The 18,695-nt window shown below is 37.7% G+C and carries 22 protein-coding genes and 1 riboswitch; of the genes, 14 read left to right on the top strand and 8 right to left on the bottom strand.

The features are described from left to right. Positions 1–4 precede the first annotated feature (4 nt). Positions 5–1,708: an O-acetylhomoserine aminocarboxypropyltransferase/cysteine synthase family protein gene (locus tag N782_RS07125; RefSeq protein WP_036817897.1), complete on the bottom strand. Its 1,704-nt coding sequence runs from the start codon at positions 1,706–1,708 to the stop codon at positions 5–7. A 118-nt stretch (positions 1,709–1,826) separates the two neighbouring features. Then, positions 1,827–1,940, bottom strand: a riboswitch (SAM riboswitch). Between the two features lie 226 nt (positions 1,941–2,166). Here N782_RS07125 and N782_RS07120 point away from each other — a divergent pair. Both N782_RS07120 and N782_RS07115 read left to right on the top strand, forming a co-directional pair. Beyond that, a complete protein-coding gene (locus N782_RS07120; RefSeq protein WP_036817896.1) occupies positions 2,167–2,592 on the top strand; it encodes an RDD family protein in 426 nt (141 codons plus the stop codon). A gap of 55 nt (positions 2,593–2,647) precedes the next feature. Beyond that, entirely contained in the window at positions 2,648–3,043 is a 396-nt protein-coding gene (locus N782_RS07115) for a thiol-disulfide oxidoreductase DCC family protein (RefSeq protein ID WP_036817894.1), read from the top strand. Positions 3,044–3,452: 409 nt separating this feature from the next. Here the strand turns inward: N782_RS07115 and N782_RS21780 are convergent, their stop codons facing one another. After that, positions 3,453–3,623 carry a hypothetical protein gene (locus N782_RS21780; protein ID WP_202595673.1) on the bottom strand — a complete coding sequence of 57 codons (171 nt, stop codon included), beginning with the start codon at positions 3,621–3,623 and terminating at the stop codon, positions 3,453–3,455. Positions 3,624–3,678: 55 nt separating this feature from the next. Continuing rightward, positions 3,679–3,897 (bottom strand): hypothetical protein, encoded by a 219-nt coding sequence (locus tag N782_RS07110; RefSeq protein WP_036817891.1) that lies wholly within the window; start codon positions 3,895–3,897, stop codon positions 3,679–3,681. Between the two features lie 122 nt (positions 3,898–4,019). On the opposite strand from N782_RS07110, the gene N782_RS07105 reads away from it, so the two are divergent. Further along, positions 4,020–4,244 (top strand): hypothetical protein, encoded by a 225-nt coding sequence (locus tag N782_RS07105; protein WP_036817889.1) that lies wholly within the window; start codon positions 4,020–4,022, stop codon positions 4,242–4,244. Positions 4,245–4,335: 91 nt separating this feature from the next. On the opposite strand, the gene N782_RS07100 is transcribed toward N782_RS07105, so the two are convergent. Continuing rightward, a complete protein-coding gene (locus N782_RS07100) occupies positions 4,336–5,109 on the bottom strand; it encodes a TraR/DksA C4-type zinc finger protein (protein WP_036817887.1) in 774 nt (257 codons plus the stop codon). A 201-nt stretch (positions 5,110–5,310) separates the two neighbouring features. On the opposite strand from N782_RS07100, the gene N782_RS07095 reads away from it, so the two are divergent. From N782_RS07095 to N782_RS07065, 7 genes are all read left to right on the top strand, one after another. Next, positions 5,311–5,673: a lmo0954 family membrane protein gene (locus tag N782_RS07095; protein WP_036817885.1), complete on the top strand. Its 363-nt coding sequence runs from the start codon at positions 5,311–5,313 to the stop codon at positions 5,671–5,673. A 13-nt stretch (positions 5,674–5,686) separates the two neighbouring features. Further along, positions 5,687–6,331: a PspA/IM30 family protein gene (locus N782_RS07090; protein ID WP_036817883.1), complete on the top strand. Its 645-nt coding sequence runs from the start codon at positions 5,687–5,689 to the stop codon at positions 6,329–6,331. A 120-nt stretch (positions 6,332–6,451) separates the two neighbouring features. Next, on the top strand, positions 6,452–7,180 hold the full coding sequence (gene liaF / locus N782_RS07085; RefSeq protein ID WP_036817882.1) for a cell wall-active antibiotics response protein LiaF: 729 nt from the start codon (positions 6,452–6,454) through the stop codon (positions 7,178–7,180). After that, positions 7,177–8,223 carry a sensor histidine kinase gene (locus tag N782_RS07080; protein ID WP_036817880.1) on the top strand — a complete coding sequence of 349 codons (1,047 nt, stop codon included), beginning with the start codon at positions 7,177–7,179 and terminating at the stop codon, positions 8,221–8,223. Before liaF ends, N782_RS07080 begins: the two co-directional genes overlap by 4 nt. After that, entirely contained in the window at positions 8,216–8,848 is a 633-nt protein-coding gene (locus tag N782_RS07075; protein ID WP_036817878.1) for a response regulator transcription factor, read from the top strand. The genes N782_RS07080 and N782_RS07075 overlap by 8 nt, the downstream gene beginning before the upstream one ends. 88 nt (positions 8,849–8,936) lie before the next feature. Then, the gene (gene ddlA / locus N782_RS07070) at positions 8,937–10,037 is read left to right on the top strand and encodes a D-alanine--D-alanine ligase (RefSeq protein ID WP_036817876.1); all 1,101 of its coding nucleotides are present in this window, start codon (positions 8,937–8,939) and stop codon (positions 10,035–10,037) included. Between the two features lie 518 nt (positions 10,038–10,555). Beyond that, a complete protein-coding gene (locus tag N782_RS07065; protein ID WP_036817874.1) occupies positions 10,556–11,758 on the top strand; it encodes a dicarboxylate/amino acid:cation symporter in 1,203 nt (400 codons plus the stop codon). A gap of 72 nt (positions 11,759–11,830) precedes the next feature. Here N782_RS07065 and N782_RS07060 read toward each other — a convergent pair whose 3' ends face one another. Then, positions 11,831–12,610: a hypothetical protein gene (locus N782_RS07060; protein WP_052111216.1), complete on the bottom strand. Its 780-nt coding sequence runs from the start codon at positions 12,608–12,610 to the stop codon at positions 11,831–11,833. Positions 12,611–12,689: 79 nt separating this feature from the next. Here N782_RS07060 and N782_RS07055 point away from each other — a divergent pair, with 79 nt between their 5' ends. The 4 genes from N782_RS07055 to N782_RS07040 all read left to right on the top strand — a co-directional run bounded on the left by N782_RS07055 (position 12,690) and on the right by N782_RS07040 (position 16,062). Further along, the gene (locus tag N782_RS07055) at positions 12,690–13,172 is read left to right on the top strand and encodes a hypothetical protein (RefSeq protein WP_036817872.1); all 483 of its coding nucleotides are present in this window, start codon (positions 12,690–12,692) and stop codon (positions 13,170–13,172) included. A gap of 117 nt (positions 13,173–13,289) precedes the next feature. Next, the gene (locus N782_RS07050; RefSeq protein ID WP_036817870.1) at positions 13,290–13,931 is read left to right on the top strand and encodes a FusB/FusC family EF-G-binding protein; all 642 of its coding nucleotides are present in this window, start codon (positions 13,290–13,292) and stop codon (positions 13,929–13,931) included. A gap of 20 nt (positions 13,932–13,951) precedes the next feature. After that, positions 13,952–14,500, top strand: a complete 549-nt coding sequence (locus N782_RS07045) for a sugar O-acetyltransferase (protein ID WP_036817869.1) — start codon at positions 13,952–13,954, stop codon at positions 14,498–14,500. Positions 14,501–15,870: 1,370 nt separating this feature from the next. After that, complete coding sequence (locus N782_RS07040; protein ID WP_036817866.1) at positions 15,871–16,062, top strand: hypothetical protein; 192 nt, start codon at positions 15,871–15,873, stop codon at positions 16,060–16,062. Between the two features lie 64 nt (positions 16,063–16,126). On the opposite strand, the gene N782_RS07035 is transcribed toward N782_RS07040, so the two are convergent. The 3 genes from N782_RS07035 to N782_RS07025 all read right to left on the bottom strand — a co-directional run bounded on the left by N782_RS07035 (position 16,127) and on the right by N782_RS07025 (position 18,611). Beyond that, positions 16,127–16,876, bottom strand: a complete 750-nt coding sequence (locus tag N782_RS07035; protein ID WP_036817865.1) for a YqcI/YcgG family protein — start codon at positions 16,874–16,876, stop codon at positions 16,127–16,129. Positions 16,877–16,943: 67 nt separating this feature from the next. Then, a complete protein-coding gene (locus N782_RS07030; protein WP_036817864.1) occupies positions 16,944–17,567 on the bottom strand; it encodes a LysE family translocator in 624 nt (207 codons plus the stop codon). Positions 17,568–17,669: 102 nt separating this feature from the next. After that, the gene (locus N782_RS07025) at positions 17,670–18,611 is read right to left on the bottom strand and encodes an arginine deiminase family protein (RefSeq protein ID WP_036817861.1); all 942 of its coding nucleotides are present in this window, start codon (positions 18,609–18,611) and stop codon (positions 17,670–17,672) included. Between the last annotated feature and the right edge of the window lie 84 nt (positions 18,612–18,695).

Here is an 18,695-nt window from a genome sequence, read left to right as displayed (position 1 = left end):
AGGATTATACTTTAGCTGTTTCATGAGTGCTTTTTGGAGCTCTTACACGTTGAGCTTCACGATATAAACTATCCGTTTCCTTGTAAGAAATTGATAAGTCGTTCAGACGTTGTTTGGATGTCGGATTTATGATGTTCTGGGTGATGAAGAAAGTAGAGTCATGAATCGTTGAAGCAGCTTTTTCGATGCCAAGATTACTTAGGGCATACACAATGTCTGTCTTTTCAGGTAATGATTCATATTCAAAATAAAGAGTAAAACCTAAACGTTCCAATTTAGAGAATTCTTCTGGTTTACTGGTTCGATCAGCGCCAAACACAGCAATGGTTTTAGGGCGTACGCTGTGTTCATCTCTAAATAAGGAAGAAGAAAGCACTTCTTCTATAGCTGGTTGATAATTGGAATAATCACTCTTTAAACCAGTAGCTTGCTCGATTGCATATTCTAAATCACTAATAAGATCATCTGTTGACTCTAGTCCTATGGATAAACGTATTAGATCCTCTGTAACACCTGTTTTAACAAGGTCTTCTTGATTTAACTGTTGGTGCGTAGTCGATGCTGGATGAATGATTAGGGATTTTGCATCTCCGACGTTGGCAACATGAGACCATAAATGTATATTGTCAATTACTTTTCGTCCTTCTTCACGTCCACCTTTAATACCAAACACGATAATGGAACCATAGCCATTATGAAGGTACTGCTGTGCTAATTGGTGGGATGGATGGTTTTCAAGACCTGGATAGGATACCCAATCAACTCCAGGATGCGCCTCTAGGTAACGGGAAATTATCTGCGCATTTTCAAGATGTCGTTCTACTCTAAGGTGAAGTGTTTCTAGTCCCTGTAAAAGATAAAATGCATTTTGGGGACTTAAACATGCACCAATGTCACGCAAAAGCTGCACACGAAGTTTAACTGCAAATCCTGCTGGTCCGACATCTATGCCATATCGAATACCATGATAACTTTCATCAGGCTCAGTGAAGCCAGGAAACTTGTCGTGATTCCAGTTAAAACGGCCACTATCTACGACGACACCACCTATAGAATTTCCGTGTCCTCCAATCCATTTCGTTGCGGAGTGGATAACAATATCTGCCCCCCAAGAAATCGGTTTACAGACGTGAGGAGTGGCAAATGTACTATCCACTAGAAGAGGGATATGATGCGCGTGGGCAACATCCGCAACACCTTCAATATCAAGCACATCTAAACTAGGGTTTCCGATTACTTCAGCAAAGATAGCTTTTGTTTTAGGAGTAATGGCTGAACGGAAGCTTTCTGGATCCGTTCCATCCACAAACGTTACGTTAATTCCATATTTCGGAAGCGTTACTGCAAATAGATTATAAGTCCCACCATATAGGTTCGTGGAAGTAACAATTTCATCACCAGCACTTGCTATATTTAAAATGGCTAAAGTAATAGCTGCCATACCTGAGGAAGTAGCTACTGCAGCAACACCGTCTTCTAATAATGCAACTCGTTGCTCAAAAGCATCGATGGTAGGGTTGCCAATTCTGGTGTAGATGTTTCCAGGTTCTGCTAATGCAAATAAATTTTGAGCATGTTCTGTGTCATTAAACACGTAGGATGTTGTTTGATAAATAGGTACCGCTCGTGATCCAGTAGTTGGATCTGGGGATTGACCTCCATGTAAACTTAGTGTCTCCAATTGATATTGATGATAGGGTAGTGTCATACAACAATTCCTCCTTAAAATTTTGAAAGATACTAGGAAAAATTGCCTGACAGGTAAGGGGGAAGAGGGGATAATAAAAACCCCCTTCCTAAGAAGAGGGTGTATATGTACAGTCCTCCTCTTATCTTCCAGATCCTCATGACCTGTAGGAATTAGCACCTTTTCCAAACCGTTTGTCTGGATGGTTGCCGGGCTTCACAGGGCCTAGTCCCTCTGCCGCTCTAGATAAGAGATATGAAATTAACTTTCATTGTTCCACTTGTATAGGATTATATCCTATACTGCATTAAAACGTCAATACAGTTGTTAGATAAATTAGAATATTAAATCTGCAATGAATATTCTAACGATAATATAGTGACTATTTAGCAAAATATGTTAGTTTAATACTTGCAACAACTTAAAAGGTATAGAATACTAAATGGTAAGAGAAAAGGGAAGCAGGAGTTGAGATTTTAATGCTTAAATATGCAAGTTTTGGTAGAAGGTTTTTGGCTGATATATTGGATTACTTATTGTTCGGTTTAGTAGTTGCTACAATAATCTTTTTTGTAACAGGTGAATTTTCTTTAGTGGATGCGAGCGACTCTATTTACTTTGAGCTCTCCCATCTTCTCTATATGACCTTGTTGCCTTTACTTTGGAGTGGCTATATTGTTGGTAAGCGAATATTTAATATTTATGTTACCAAGGATGATCAACCTTTAACATTAACAACTATGGCACTTCGTGAAATCTTTGGTAAGTATATCTTAGCAGGTCTTACACTAGGTATTACTTTAATCATTAGTTTTTTTATGGTAAACATTCGTGAGGATCGACGTGCTATTCATGATTTGATTGCTGGAACGTATGTGGTTCATGGGAAGCCAGCAAAAACATAAGCCTTTTTCATTTTTGGTATAATGAAGGTAGTATTATATATGGATGTGATACACAATGGCAAATAAGATTATTCTCTTTGATGGGGAATGTAACTTCTGTGATGCTAGTGTGCAGTTTATTTTAAAACGAGACAGGCAAGAACAGTTTACATTTGCTTCTCTACAAGGTGAACACGGTCAAAAATTATTAAAGCAGCATGGTATAGCTTCAAGTGTTGATAGCTTTGTTCTAGTGGATGGTAATCAGATACACTTCCAATCAACCGCAGCGCTTAACGTGTGTAAGGAATTGGCTGGCGCATGGAAATTGCTCTATGGGTTTATTGTCATTCCAAAACCAATTAGAGATAAAGTGTATAAAATTGTTGCTAATAATCGGTATAAATGGTTTGGGAAGAAAGAGCAATGTGCTTTACCTTCACCAGAAACAAGAAAGCGTTTTTTAGACTAAGAAAACCTCCTAGTGGTAGGAGGTTTTTATGTTGTATAGTAAGTGAAGTGGCCACGTCCAGCTCCAGCGCCTCCCCCCTCGGGGTCTTAAGGTAATCCTCGATGTGGCAAAAAACGCCACTTCGAGGTTTGCCTTAAGCCTGTCGGAGGTGACCAAGGCGCTTGCGCTTATGCATCGTCCAGCTCCAGCGCCCAGCGACTAGTATGCTTCCCTCGCCTCCGTACGATAAGTTAACATCGAATCACTACGTTCTTCGTGTTTCCTTTATCTCCTACGGCTTCAGGGAAGTTCGATTAAAATCGCTACGTCACGTAGCAACATCGAACCAACCCACGTCGTGTGGGCAGCAGTTTGTACGTCGCTAACCGGGCGCCCCGAGCTTTTGTTCTTAGCCCTTGCGCTTTCGTTTCTAGCGATGTTCTTTATCTCCTTGAAATCCTTTTTTGGAATTACGGTTAGAGGCTCTTTCCATCTTCTCACGACTAATTGTTTCATCGTTTAACTCTACATTACCAAGGCTTTCTGTAGGCGTCATGTTATTCTTTTGTGCAGCATCATGTGTAACTTTGCGTTTGGTCATAGTAGACCCTCCTTTCCCTTCTATTTTTTACAAATCATAAGGTATCATGCATGTATTATTCCTTTTCAATTTCCTTCATCATAGTGATGAATGCTTCAGGATCTTCAAATTGTTCCACTTGCCAATTGGCATGAATCCACTTCACTAATTCCTCTTTAGAATTAAAAACTTCACCACTTGTATCTTCTTTTCTAATCATGTAGCGTCCATTGTCAGGATCAATGGTGACTACACAAGGGTAAGCTCCGCTTTTGCCATACAATTGATATTCCAAAACACAGTCTCCTTTTTATCGTAGTATTTACCCTTAACATGGACTTATTCTTAATACGATTAATGAATGAATCTTGTGGGAAAATCAATACTAAGAACACTTATATAAGGAGGTATACTCTTATGAAAAAAATTAAAATCAACCGTGAAAGTAATAATAAATTAGCTGGTGCTTTTAACGCTAACATGAAAATCAGTAAAGCGTTTAATGAACAAGATAAAGAAGATGGTGTTACAGAGGGTGAATTACTGTCTAGTTATTACATGAAAGAAGACATAGATGATGTGAACTATTCAACACAAAGAAACGGGAAAAGCGTTGACGACCAGGTTCGTAACCACGAATAGTGCGATGAAGAAATAGTTTTTATTTGTAGGCTTTAATAAAGGATTAATCTTCAAAAAACCGGCATGCTTTGAGAAGCATGCCGGTTTTATGTTAGTCCAGTTCATTATGACCTTCTTCATCCTCAAGGTAGCTATCTTTTTCAGAATAATGTATTTCTCCTACTATCGACATCATTCCGGACTCGTCTAGGTCTTCTTCATATTCATCATGTTGGGCGTTAGGGTACACTGTTACATTATTGCCATACATATCAACACCTGTGAAGTTTTCATAATCCTCAACGTAGCTAACATTTTCATCTGAGTTTATATACGTATCATCATATTGTTCAATATCCTGACCTGAGAAATCGGAAGGTGTTTCAGAGGTTCCGTAACGGGCCACATCTTGCCATGAATCCTCTGAGTCATAGAATGCGGTAGAAGTGGATTCATCTGAACGTCTACGTAATCCAGGTTGAAGTACTTCTTCCTCAACAGGACGTTGCTCATGTTCTTCTTGGTCTGGACTGTGTTCTTTACAATATACGGTCGTCGGAAGGGCTTCCAAACGTTCGAATGGTATTTCTTTATTACATTCTTCACAACGTCCATAACTTCCTTGATCCATTCTATATAGTGCTTGAACAATATCTTTTAACTCTTTTTCTGCATGCTCATTTAATGCAATATCCTTTTCGCGTTCATATAGATAAGTGGCATTATCACCAGGATGGTTATCATAATTGGAAAGCTCACTAACGGACTCTTGCACGGCTTCGTTTTCCAAGCCATAGTGGTCATTTTGCTCTGAATGGGTCAACAGCTCTCTTTGTTGACTGTACAATTCTGTTCTTAGTTGCTGGGTTTGTTTCTCTGTTAACATGGTTTTCCCTCCTTGGAGGTTTTACTTTTCAATCATACATATAGTATTTACATCCTTTATGAATTCATGCTTTAAGATATACCATCAAGTCTTACGATAAATACGTCTTAAGGCTTATTTGAAAATATGGCTGTAGCTCATTATGCAAAGCTTTTGAGACAGGTATGATAAGAGTAAGAAAGATGAAAGGAGGGCAACCACATGAAACAATTTCTATGGTTTATCGCTGGATTAGTTGCTTTATCTCTAGTTCTTGCTAACTTAGGTCCAATGATTTTGCTTGGAGTTAGTGTATGGTTGTTGTACATCATTTTCAAGAAATTTATGAAGACCGATTCTACAGCAAAAAAAGTCTTATGGGTCATATTGGGCTTAATTGTTTTAAGCATAACGGTGTCCAATTTATACGCCTTAATTGGAGTAGCTGCAGCTTATGTTCTTTATGTACTCTATAAAGGCTGGAAATCAAAGAAAAATGATCACGTTGTTGGCGATTCTATCCAAAAAGATGATGATCCATTTATTAATTTTGAAAAGCAATGGGCAGAATTAAACAAATCGTAAGGGAGAGATTACATTGGCAAATTTATTTACTCGTATTAAAGAATCCATTTCAGCTGATTTACACGATATGTTAGATGAAAAAGAAGAAAAAAATCCTGTCGCAGCGTTGAACCACTACCTTCGACAAAGTGAACAAGAAACAGAAAAAGTACGTAAGCTTGTAGAAAGACAATATCGTCTGAGAGAAGAGTTCTCGAAAGAAGCTCAACAGGCGAGAGATATGGCTGATAAGCGAAAGCAACAACTAGAAGTTGCACGAAAAGCTGGAGAAGAGCAAATGGTTGAGTTTGCAATGAGAGAATATGAAGAATACACAGCTCGTGCTGAGCGAATGGAGCAATCAAGACAAGAAGCAGCCAGCCAACTAGAAACGTTAGAACAAAAGTATGAAGAAATGAAGCATCGATTAAAAGACATGAAACTTAAGCGAATGGAAGTGATGGGGCGCGAAAATATCGCAAGAGCTCATCATCGTATGGATAGTGTGATCAATGAGTCTTCTGATAAGCCATATTCGCGTTTTGGTGAGCTAGACCAATACATTCAAGATTTAGAATACAAAGTGAACAGTTCCTATTACAAAAGTACATTTGACAGTAAAATTGCTCAATTAGAAAAAGATATGGAAAATAAAGAAAACGTTTCAGTACAATCCTAAAAATATGATATCCTAAAAGAAATTAGTGAAGAAAAAAAGGCGCAGTGCTCTGCGTCTTTTTATATCGAAAGGTACAGGTTATTATAATAAGATCAACTACGAAAGAAAGGAGGACATCAAATGCTATCACGGTTATCAACCAGTACATTAAATTGGATTATCATCATTGGATTTATACTGTTAGGCGTAGAAATAATTTTCTTTAATGGTGGTTTAATCTTTTCGTTACTGTTCTCCTCTCTTTTATTGTATGTAGGGAAAAGAAAATACTACAGAACCCTTGGTAAAGTTCTGTTCTGGGTAGGAGTCATCACACTTTTCTTTACAGTAATAAATATGATTGCTGTACGTTTCTTATTGATAGCAGGTATTGTCTTATTTGTTCGTTATTACTATAAGACAAAACAAAATCCTGACAAATGGGAGGATATATTTGCAAGTTCAACGGTTCAGGATAATGAGCCCTTATTGCGAACAGCACCATTACTTAAACAACGACTAATGGGCGATCAAATCACAAGTGAAATTGGATATGAATGGCATGATGTCAATATTCATGGTGGATTTGGGGACCGTGTACTTGATTTGAGTAATACCGTTCTACCGGATGAAGCTCTCATTTCTATACGTCATTTTATTGGGAATATTGAAATCTACGTTCCCTATGAGGTTGAAGTAAGTATCCACCATAGTTCTGTATTAGGCAGAGCTAATATATTTGGAACCCATCATCTTAAATTGATGAATCATCAACTTTCATACCATACACCTGGATATGTAACAGAGAAGCCCAGGGTTAAGATCGTTACCTCTTTATTCTCTGGAGATATCGAGGTGAAACGAATATGAATTTATTATCTCGTCAAACCATAGCTGGAGTGTTGTTTTCATTCACGATAACTGTTCTGATATTATTTATTACTTTTATAGCATTTCCACTCAATGAGTGGTCTGATTTATGGAATCAAGAAACATTTGATATACCTTATATCATGTTTATTAGTACCTTTGTTATTTGTACAGGTGTACTCGGAGGATGGTATTATGGCTGGATGTGGAGAAGGAGAATCCATGCAATATACCAGCGTTTAGATGAACTAATGAAAGGTCATCCACTCTCATTAGACCAAGCGGAACAGGTTGTCGAATTTATTCAATTGAATCAACAGCTTCAAAAACTTGAAGCTAAACTTACCAAGCAAACAGAATTATCCCAACGGCTAGCAACGGAAAGGGCAAACGAGCGGGAGGAAAGCCTTCAAGAAGTAGTCGTTCAAGAACGTAATCGCTTAGCTAGAGAATTACATGATTCGGTAAGTCAACATTTATTTGCGGCTTCTATGATGATGTCTGCCATAAATGACTCCAACCCTCCTGAAAATGATGACGTAAAGAAGCAAATGGGTATGGTTGAACATATGATTCAACAATCCCAGCTTGAGATGAGAGCCCTGCTTCTTCACTTGCGCCCTGTGCCTCTCACAGGAAAGAGTCTCCAAGAGGGCATGGAGGAACTGTTAACGGAGCTTACTCAAAAGGTTCCGATGGAGATTGACTGGAAGGTGGAAGCATTTCATCTTGATAAAGGGATTGAGGATCAATTGTTCCGGATACTACAAGAAGCAGTCTCCAATACCCTGCGCCATGCAGAAGCACAATCTCTTCACGTCATGCTCATCCAAAGAGATGAATTTGTTATCATGAGGGTAGTTGATGACGGAAAAGGGTTTAAAGTGGAAGAGGAAAAAACAAGTTCATATGGATTACATAACATGCAAGAGCGTGCTATGGAAGTTGGTGGGACATTAAAGGTCATTAGTGTACCAAAGCAAGGTACTCGTCTTGAAGTGAAAGTACCTTATGTTAAAGGAAAGAGGGATGAAAGTGATTAACGTTCTATTTGCAGACGATCACGAAATGGTTCGTATTGGAGTTTCTGCTTATTTATCTTCCCAAAAAGATATTGACGTTATTGCTGAAGCAGATGATGGTCAGCAGGCTGTAGACTTAGCTCTTGAGCATCGACCTGATATAATTTTAATGGATCTTGTCATGAAAGAGATGGATGGTATAGAAGCAACGAAAAAAATAATAGACCAATGGCCTACCGCAAAAATAATCATTGTGACAAGTTTCTTAGATGATGAGAAGGTGTACCCAGCTTTAGAAGCGGGGGCCACCAGCTATATGTTAAAAACATCAAAAGCAAATGAGATAGCAGATGCCATTCGCTCCACATATGAGGGGCAATCCATTCTTGAACCAGAAGTAACAGGGAAGATTATGAACAAAATGCGTCAAAAGCCTGTGGATTATCCTCATGAACATTTAACAGAAAGAGAAAAAGAGATTTTAATGTTGATGGCAGAAGGGAAAACGAATCAAGAGATAGCTGAGGAGCTATATATTGCATTGAAGACGGTGAAAGTTCATGTAAGTAACATCTTAGGTAAGTTAGAAGTACAGGATAGAACGCAAGCCGTTATTTATGCCTTTAAACATGACTTAGTAAAATAGAACATCAATACCCCCTTTTAAGAAACATACATAAAAGGGAAATACCTAACATTTACTAATGAAAAAGACTATGCAAAGGGTGAAGGAAATGTCCAAAAAGAAGGTAGGTATATTATTTGGAGGAAAATCCTCTGAACATGAAGTGTCATTACAGTCTGCTAAGAATATTGTAGATGCTATTGATAAGGAGAAGTATGAGGTAGTATTAATTGGTATCGATAAAGAAGGCGGGTGGCATGTGAATGATCAATCTCATTATTTACTGCATGCTGAAGACCCGAAATTAATATCGTTGAATAAAACAAATGAAGGCGTAGCAGTTGTTCCGGGAAGCTCTAATAATCAGATGTTGAACCTCTCGACAACCACGAGCTTAGGTCAACTAGATGCTGTCTTTCCGATTCTTCACGGAACATTAGGCGAAGATGGTAGCATTCAAGGGATGTTTCGCTTGGCCAATATCCCCTATGTTGGAGCCAATGTGTTAGGTTCTGCCATGTGTATGGATAAAGATATTACGAAGCGGTTGTTACGTGATGCTGGCATTGGCGTAGCTAATTGGTTCTCTTACAAAAAGCATCAAAAAGACCAAATTCAATTTGAGGATATGAAAGAGAATTTGGGTCTTCCGTTTTTCGTGAAACCAGCCAATCAAGGTTCTTCAGTAGGAGTAAGTAAAGTAAGAAATGAAGCGGAGTTTACAAAAGCAATAGAAGAGGCATTTTTATATGATTATAAAGTTATCATCGAAGAAGGAGTAGTAGGAAGGGAAATCGAATGTTCTGTTTTAGGTAACGAAAATCCCAAAGCATCCGTACCGGGAGAAATTTTATCTTCAACCGATTTCTATTCTTATGAAACGAAGTATATTGATGAAAGCGGGGCATCTTTGGAAATCCCTGCTTCATTAGATCAAGAAACCGAGGATCGTGTTAGACAAATAGCTATTGAGGCATTTCAAGTGCTTGAATGTGAAGGGTTATCACGAGTAGACGTTTTCCTAAAAGATAATGGAGAAATTATCGTGAATGAAATCAATACATTACCAGGATTTACGAAGATCAGTATGTATCCAAAGCTCTGGGAAGCAAGTGGGATTTCCTATCCAGCTCTTATCGATGAATTAATTGAGCTTGCTATCCAAAGACATGAGCGTGATGCTTCTTTGAAGAATACCAGAGAAGAATAATACGGTAGCTTACTACCCTAGCACATAATATGTGCTAGGGTTTTTTATATTTTTGTCTGTTAAAGTTTGGTGTTAATTATAGAGACCTGTGTTTTTGCTAAACAGTCGTTTGGGCCTTTTCATTGCGGCTTCTTCTTATGAAGAAGCACCCCTTCTCCCGAAGTTACGGCCTCTCTGTGTGGTCTTCACTCGATCGTATTTCCGCGGAAAGCGAACCATTTCACTGCAGCCCCTTCCTCACAAATGTAACGGCTCCAGACTCAGTAGTTATGAAAGGTTATGGTGCTTAATGGAAGAACCTAAAACTATTTCATTATTATATCAACAACGAACTTTAACACAGCCAATTTCTTTAGAACTACAAATTCAACCTTACCTCCTTGGCTTAACAACCGAATATAGTGTTTATAAATTAATAGAATATTATGAATATCCTCAAACACCTTAACAAACTAAAGGATAAAAGCTATACTTGGTTCCATCATAAAGAAACACGTGTTCATTTGAGGAGGACAAAAATGAAAATAGGACTTTTACCACGATTAATTATTGCGATTATAATAGGAATTTGCTTCGGATTGATACTCCCTCAGTGGTGGATACAATTATTGGCCACATTTAATGGTTTATTTGGTGGCTTTTTGAACTTCATTATCCCACTTATTATATTAGGATTTATTGCTCCAGGTATTGGAGAATTAGGGAAGGGCGCTGGAAAACTAGTGGCACTAACGACGACTGTAGCTTACACCTCAACTGTTGTCGCTGGATTGTTAGCCTTTTTTAGTGGTCGTATGTTATTTCCTAGTCTTTTATCAACAGGGAGCACATCTGGGAACTTTGAAAACCCAGAAGAATTTCTTCAATCTCCGTTATTTGAAGTGAATTTAGAGCCTGTAATGAGTGTGATGACAGCTCTAATTTTAGCTTTTGTCCTTGGTTTAGGATTAGCTGCCATTAACGGAACCTCGTTGCAAAAGGGAATGGTGGATTTTCGTAGCATTATTGAAAAGGTCATTCATTACGTGATTATTCCTTTGCTACCTGTCCACATATTAGGGATTTTTGCGAATATGACTTATGGTGGACAAGTGGCGATGATTATGTCCACATTTATAAAAGTGTTTGCTGTTATTATCGTACTTCACATTGTGATGCTTCTGGCTCAGTATAGTACGGCATCAGCACTATCAGGCAAAAATGTGTTCCAATCATTACGAAATATGGTTCCAGCTTATTTTACAGCACTTGGTACGCAATCTTCTGCCACAACGATTCCAGTGACGCTTAAACAAACGAAAAGCAATCAAGTGAGAGAGAAAATAGCTGATTTCGTAGTACCACTGTGTGCCAACATTCACTTGTCTGGTAGTACGATAACACTTGTCAGTTGCTCGATGGCTGTCATGATGCTAAATGGTATGCAACCTACTTTTACAAGTATTTTCCCATTTATTTTAGCGCTAGGCTTAACGATGATTGCGGCACCTGGTGTTCCTGGAGGAGCAGTCATGGCTGTTCTTGGGCTCCTTCAATCTATGTTAGGTTTTAGTGAAACAATGACTTCATTAATGATCGCCTTATATCTCGCGCAAGATAGCTTCGGTACAGCTACAAATGTTACAGGTGATGGTGCGTTATCCATTATGGTTGATAAGTTGATGGGGAACGACGTAAATAGTGTAGAAGTAGAGGAGGAGGAAAGTAGTAAAACAGCTTAAGAACAAAAACAAAAGCGCTGGAGCGGTACGTGGATATAGATGATAATAAAAGCCGAAGAGGGGACTCTTCGGCTATAAATGTAAATCATTATTCCCAAACGTCTTCTTAAAGTGATAACTCTGCTCTTCTTCAAACAGTTGATTATAATAAACAGCATGAGCGTACCCGTCATAAATGGAAAATAAATAAATCGATGGAAAGAAGAGTAACCATTGTACATCAATTAGGTCGGGTATTAGTGCAAATTTTCCAGTGAATGTATAGAGGACCATTAATGGAATTTTGGTATAGTAACTGATAATGATTGTCCACCCCAACAGTGTCATCCCACTAATTAATTTGTTATTACAGATATGGAAGAGACCTGGGAATATTGTATTCCACACATAAGCCATCTTTGGATTGCGTACATTCAATGTGTTGATCCCCCACGAGTCAATTACTCCAAATGTTAATTCTCTACTAGATTGTTTTTCTTCAATTAAACTGGATTTATTCGTATCAATACAAATCCGATAAGAATCCCATACCGCAAATACGAAAAAGGAACAATATAAAGAAAGCCAATTATAATTAATCACCTCATGTACCTGCGAAAAATTACCAGTCATGGAATAGAAAATGGCCTCATTCAGGCGAGAGAAGTTATTTAAGATAATTTCACCACTTACTAATAATAGTCCTTTTAAATAATGTCCAAGATGAATATGCCCCATACCAGGCAGGGCAGCAGACCACCAAGCTATAATAAGCGGTCGACGTTTCTTTATGTAATTTACATCGAAAGGTCCAATCTTTAGTTTTGCTCTTCTTGGTTTAAACATTTTTACGGTTTGGATATTTTTTGCCAAAATAATCACCTCTAACGAGTATTTTGCCCATATCTAGCCACACTATCTAATGGTGTTATTTGTAAAATGGGGTGTTGTTATGCATGTCTTTGCTGCTTTTGAAAGTAATGAATACGTTGAAATGGCAATTGGAGAAATTATAGAACATCAATTTCCTAGGGAGCATATTGTGTTTGTTGAGATGAACAACGAGGAGAAACAGCGTACGTTAGTAGATACGATTAATTATTCAGATGGCATGAGCTTTTCAGACACAACGGCAACCTTTGCTACTATTGGAATGCTGTTGGGTGTCATTTATGGTTCGGTACTTTTTTTAGGGCCTGTTTTTATTGGATTAATTGGGCTGGTACTTGGAGGAGGAATTGGTTATTTCTTTGATAAGCGGAAAGAAAAGCAAAAGTTAAAGAGAAGGCAACAAGAAATGAATATAAGAACATTATTTGTTATACAATGTAAAACATTTGAAGAAGTACAACTAATTCAAGAAATATGCAGAAAGTATTTCGTTTCCTATCTAGGAGTGTACAACAGAGAAAAGCAATCCAAAAAAGGGGAGTAAGGGAGAAGGTTACGTTTCGTAGCGTTCTCTTTTGCTTTTAACATGTTGTAATGCCTAATACTACTTTTAAAATGATATAATTCTAATAAGCTTTAAAAGATTAGGGAGGTAGAGCACATGGAGCCCTTTATACATAATCATCAGTTCAATTTCATCCAACAACAGATATATACGTTGCAGTATTCTGTTAACAGCGTAGTGGATCAAGAAGTCTTAGAAATTGTCCGACTTAATACGGAAGAAAAAATACTCCATTTGTTTTCGAATATAACTAAGGAACAACAGCAATTATTGTCTTCATTCAAAGACCTAAAGCGAGAGCATGAATTCTATGAATATTTAGAATCACTGTTACCCTACAGAGTAATGTTTCCTTATGTGACGGAACAACATCTAAAGGGTTTGTTTAAGAAAACAAAAAAGTTACAAACCCCAGCTCTTGCTGACATCAACTTCAAATCAATTACATTTCTCGCTTGGAACGACTCTAACGTTCAGAAAAAGTACTTTGTATTTCCGTACAATGGAATAGTTAGAGGGATACAGGCAACGATTACACCGATGCAACAGAAAAATATCTGTTCGCTTTGTAAGCAATTCACTAAGGTTGGAATGGTGACTGCTGAGACAAATAATCGTTTTGAGTCTTCGTATAGAGCGATAGGGAATTATATGTGTCTAGACAGCTATGAGTGCAACCGTAACATAACAGATAGAGAGCCTATTGAAGCATTTTTTGAAGACGTTTTAGGGAACTAACAAGTAATAGGGAGGTAAATATGACGGAAAAAGAGAAGATGCTAGCAGGAGAATTTTATGAAGCAAGTGACCCAGAGCTATCTCAGGATCGTTTGCGAGCGAAGCAAATATGTCATCAATTTAATCAAACGAATCCGAGTCAAATGCAACATAGGCAATCTATACTGAAAGAGTTATTAAATCAAGAAACAGATGCTCATATTGAACCACATTTTTATTGTGATTATGGTTATAACATCCATTTAGGCGAGGGCTTTTATGCGAACCACAATTGTGTGGTGTTGGATTGCAATACTGTAAAAATCGGAGACTATGTACAATTTGGTCCGAATGTACAGGTGTACACAGCTACCCATCCAATTGATTCAAAGCAAAGACTCGAAGGGAAGGAAATGGCTTATCCTATTCAAATTGGGGATTATACTTGGATTGGGGGAAGTACTGTTATTATGCCAGGGGTTACAATAGGAAGGAATACGGTAATTGGTGCAGGTAGTGTGGTAACAAAGTCAATTCCAGATGGAGTAGTTGCTGCAGGAAACCCTTGTAAAGTCATTAAGCACACATAAAAAGTAAATCAAATTGGAAAAGGGTGGTGCCCATAGAGGACACCACCCTTTGTATTTATATATTCACATTTTCATTACTTCAAACCTTATGCCGCGGTATGATCACTGTGCTATACTTTGAAAACCTTAAATAATGAAAGCCCTACCTCTCTCTCATCCTTGCGGCTCCTTGACCGCGCCAGTGAAAATAAGGTGCTGTGCGTTCAATGTTTTCACAGTTGCCAGTTGATTTTACCGTAACGTTAATGGAACTATCTTTTATAGAACAGATTTATCTGTTCTGTAGTACAATTATATAATTTATCATTGTTTTAGGATAATGTAAAGAGTTTATTTGAATTTTTTTGGTTTTGTAGAGGAAAAGATGTGAAGTTATTCAAGATAAGAGGCATAATCTTGAAGACTTGGATTCGAGATAATTCTGAGTGGAGAGATGTTTCCGTTACGTATATAAGAGAAAAAGATGGGCCGGGAAATAGCTCGCTTTCCTGCGGCCTCACACGACGTGAGGTCGGTCGAGTTTGCTACAGGATGTAGCGAATTTACTCGACCTTCCTTAATTACTTACAAAGTCTCCTAGGGCCAAAATACGGCCCTGTGGGGTCTCGACACATCCGTTTTTCCGCGGGAGTCTCGCCATTTCCCGGCCCATCTTTGCCTTAATGTGGTTTAACGGAAACATCGCTATATGTATTTCTTGAGAATTCATGGAACTGATTTAATTTATCTATGCTCTAACAACATATAGAAGTATGTAAACAACCTACTCGTTTATCCTTCTTATCGTTTCTTAATAATCATATGATCTCTATTTTATTAAGAACCTTCTGATACGGACAGCTAACAATCAAAAATTTTCATCTAATCGAAGAATAAGAACTTCAGTTAGCTTACTTACCTAGCACCACCTCTTGTTTATTAACCTTTTATGTTGTAGACCTTCATTCAGAATTCAGTAGCATATACCATTCTCACTCTAACCTTGCCGTGTTTCCGTTCCTCCAAACAACAGCAAAGGTGGCCGTGGAACAAGGAGACTCCCGCCGGAGAAAGAGGTAGGCAAGATCCCCTGAGGGCGTTTTTCCCCGAAGGTAGCTTGCCAGCTCGCCGGCAGGACGCGAGTTGTTCCACGGCCACCTTTATTCTCACGAAAGCAACGGAAACATCTTTCATACCCAGATTTATCTCGAATCCAAGTCTTCAAGATAATGGGGCTATTCTGAAACAAGTATGTGTTTGAAGAAATAAAATCAATCACAGTAAAACTTTTGTACTAAAATTATTTTTATAAAAATAGGAAGATTTTACATAGATATTTCAGGGTAAATTTCAAACAAATAGAATAAAATAAAACCAAAAGGAGGGTAATGATGACCATGAAGAAATGGAACAAAGTAAATGAACGTTTTGAAGCAGATGACCAAGAATATGCTGAAAATATGTACTATAAAGACCATTATAAAGACGATCGTAAAATGACAGATTTAGAATTACTATCCATATATTATAGCAACAACAATACCATCCCCATTGATGTGAGCAAATTTAATAGTAGAAGATAAGAACTCTGCATTTACTGCAGAGTTCTTTTTGTGTGAATCAGGAAAATAATATATAAAAAAAACGTTATCGTTTCGTTATTTTTTGTTTGAAGCGAGTGAATGGACATTTAGTTGGGATGGTCTCATCATCTCGTAAGTAATATTGTTTCCACTCATAGTTATCTTCTTGACCATACCATTTTAATGAGGGGTGAACTGGTATCTTATCGTAGTTGGTTAACCTATCCCGAATTACTTGTTTGATTTTTCTACCAAAAGCTGTTGTATCATTAATTTCATCAAATACCCATCTTGGCTGTAGAGCAATTAGGAAGTGGGAGAAATGACGACTTTTTCTTAATTGATGGGCTGGCGTAGCACAAAAAGCAAAGTAGGGCTCTCCGTGAAAACAAAATTCCCACTCATGGTCATCAGGGTCTTTAGGTATGGAGTCAGGCCATTCTTTTTCATCTAATTTGCTTACACCGTTTAGAACGGACCAGAATAACTGTTCATAGCTTTCATCATTAAAGTGTTGCTTCATTTCTTCAGGGGTGTAGAACAATAGAGCCAAGGATGCATATTTTCCAGTATCTCGAGAACATAAGGTATATTCTTTTACGACATTTGCGAATTGCTGATACGTTTCTTCATTTCTAGGATCGCCTAAAAAACCATAGCGTAATTCATCTTCCATAAATCCTTGGCGTCCAGGTACACATGGATACGTATGATCTCCTATCATAGTAGCAAAATCTTCGAATGCTTGCTGCTTCCATGATTCAAGAGATGAAAGGTTTTCCTCAATCCAACTTCTAGTGTATAGTTCAGTCATTACCTAATTCCTCCTTACACCATATAACATAATCAATGGAGAAAAATAGGTGACTGTCCTATCAAGGTTAAATTAAAATCTTACAAGCTTGAATGAAAAAATATATCCCAAATCCAATTAACACTAATCCAGCTATTACCGAAATGTATGTAAGTATTTTAGGTTTACGTAATTTCTTTAAAGAACTTGCTACAAGTGCCATGATGAAATCCCAACACAATATGCCTAAGAATATTCCGGAGCTATAGATAAATAGTTGAGATTGTCCGTATTGGTCCATGGTCTTAGCAAGAATGGAACCATAAATTCCTAACCAAAACAAAATATTCAACGGGTTGGAAAGTGCCATGAAAAAGCCAGTAAAAAAAGATTTGCTAGATGTAGCTCTTTGTGAATCTTCTTCAGAGGAAGTGGCGTTGGCAGACTTAATACTCTCAACACCGGTGTACACCAAAACAAAAGCACCGAAGAACCATATGAATGTTTTTACAATAGGAATCATAATAAATTGCGCTAATCCAAAATAAATCAGTAACATAAAACCCATGTCTGCGACCATAGCTCCAATTCCTACTAGCCAAGCGCTTAGAAAGCCATGCTTAATTCCTTTATCAAGTTGAGCTGCGTTAATAGGACCTATGGGTGCAGAAAGGGAAAGGCCAAGAAAAATGTAACTAAAGAAAATACTCATCCACTTTTTCCCCCTTGTTCTTACTCTCCCTTATATTTTATGCATCTTAACAAGCTTGTACTACAAATATGAAACCTGATTAGAATTATGCTCGTCAAAAGGTTACGATCTCCGTTCTAAAGGTAATGTCATACATCTTATACCTCCGCCACCTTTTTCTAATTCTGTAACATCTATGGAAAGATATTTTTTCTTTTTCAACTCAGGGTGGTCTCTAAATATTTCTAAGTTGGCTTGTTTGCTAATAAGTATTGTTTCTGGATTAATATTTAAGAAATTAATATCAGGAATGGTTTTGTATGATTCAATCCAATATACATCAAATCCGTGTCGATTCATAAATTCCTGCAACATACTATAACGAATAGAAGATCGGGAGAGAACTTGAATAGGTAAGTAGCGTACAAAACTTTTTGAAATCAATACATTTGGACCGACTACGTTGCAATTCATATCTAAATGAAGCGTGCTTGCGCTTCTAGGTAAATCAATGATTCCAATTTCAGAAAACCCTGCTTCAAATATACTATCTTGTATTCGCTCAATACTTGAGATACTGGTGCGCATTCCTACATTGATAAGGATGGCATCTTTGTTTAGTACTAGTACATCACCAAATTCAAGTGATGTAATATCATTGTTCTCGTGTATTTGAAAGTGATTTGGAAACCATTCCGCCAATAAACCGTGGAAGTGAACATATTCAGGCTTTCGCATAGAAGTCCCTGCTTCACCTGGTATGATGGTATTCCCGAAAACACAAGCTAGATCTCTTACAAACGTGCGATTAATTAGTTGATTACTTAACTTATAGTCTTCCTGAGATAGTGCATCTTCATATGTAATGACATGCACGCCTTCTTGTGATAGAGCTCCTGTCAAATTCTCATGGTTTTCATGGGCGATTTCCTGATTAACAGGGCCGTTCCATCGTACCATTGTTGCTGTTTTTTGGTCCGGTACATCAAGGCCAGAAGGAGGGCATAATACGACAGATTTTAGTTGTTCATGTTCAGAAAAGCAATTTGGTGATAGATTGTTCATCTTTATTACCTCCAAAAGTATTCATCTTATTAGAATCCCCTTGTCCATAGAAATAATACTTTCTGATATAGGTGGATCATTTTT

The sequence above is a fragment of the Pontibacillus yanchengensis Y32 genome, assembly GCF_000770635.1.
In the GTDB taxonomy this organism is placed as follows: Bacteria; Bacillota; Bacilli; order Bacillales; family BH030062; genus Pontibacillus; species Pontibacillus yanchengensis.
The sequence above is the reverse complement of the archived record's forward strand: the minus strand, read 5'-3'. Positions and strand labels throughout refer to the sequence as shown.

Coding starts and splice junctions, on each gene's coding strand:
- N782_RS07030 (WP_036817864.1), bottom strand. CDS start 17,567: ATGAGTATTTTCTTTAGTTACATTTTTCTTGGCCTTTCCCTTTCTGCA.
- N782_RS07105 (WP_036817889.1), top strand. CDS start 4,020: ATGAAAAAAATTAAAATCAACCGTGAAAGTAATAATAAATTAGCTGGT.
- N782_RS07115 (WP_036817894.1), top strand. CDS start 2,648: ATGGCAAATAAGATTATTCTCTTTGATGGGGAATGTAACTTCTGTGAT.
- N782_RS21780 (WP_202595673.1), bottom strand. CDS start 3,623: ATGACCAAACGCAAAGTTACACATGATGCTGCACAAAAGAATAACATG.
- N782_RS07125 (WP_036817897.1), bottom strand. CDS start 1,708: ATGACACTACCCTATCATCAATATCAATTGGAGACACTAAGTTTACAT.
- N782_RS07050 (WP_036817870.1), top strand. CDS start 13,290: ATGGAGCCCTTTATACATAATCATCAGTTCAATTTCATCCAACAACAG.
- N782_RS07045 (WP_036817869.1), top strand. CDS start 13,952: ATGACGGAAAAAGAGAAGATGCTAGCAGGAGAATTTTATGAAGCAAGT.
- N782_RS07100 (WP_036817887.1), bottom strand. CDS start 5,109: ATGTTAACAGAGAAACAAACCCAGCAACTAAGAACAGAATTGTACAGT.
- N782_RS07120 (WP_036817896.1), top strand. CDS start 2,167: ATGCTTAAATATGCAAGTTTTGGTAGAAGGTTTTTGGCTGATATATTG.
- N782_RS07025 (WP_036817861.1), bottom strand. CDS start 18,611: ATGAACAATCTATCACCAAATTGCTTTTCTGAACATGAACAACTAAAA.
- N782_RS07055 (WP_036817872.1), top strand. CDS start 12,690: ATGCATGTCTTTGCTGCTTTTGAAAGTAATGAATACGTTGAAATGGCA.
- N782_RS07095 (WP_036817885.1), top strand. CDS start 5,311: ATGAAACAATTTCTATGGTTTATCGCTGGATTAGTTGCTTTATCTCTA.
- ddlA (WP_036817876.1), top strand. CDS start 8,937: ATGTCCAAAAAGAAGGTAGGTATATTATTTGGAGGAAAATCCTCTGAA.
- N782_RS07040 (WP_036817866.1), top strand. CDS start 15,871: ATGACCATGAAGAAATGGAACAAAGTAAATGAACGTTTTGAAGCAGAT.
- N782_RS07080 (WP_036817880.1), top strand. CDS start 7,177: ATGAATTTATTATCTCGTCAAACCATAGCTGGAGTGTTGTTTTCATTC.
- liaF (WP_036817882.1), top strand. CDS start 6,452: ATGCTATCACGGTTATCAACCAGTACATTAAATTGGATTATCATCATT.
- N782_RS07065 (WP_036817874.1), top strand. CDS start 10,556: ATGAAAATAGGACTTTTACCACGATTAATTATTGCGATTATAATAGGA.
- N782_RS07035 (WP_036817865.1), bottom strand. CDS start 16,876: ATGACTGAACTATACACTAGAAGTTGGATTGAGGAAAACCTTTCATCT.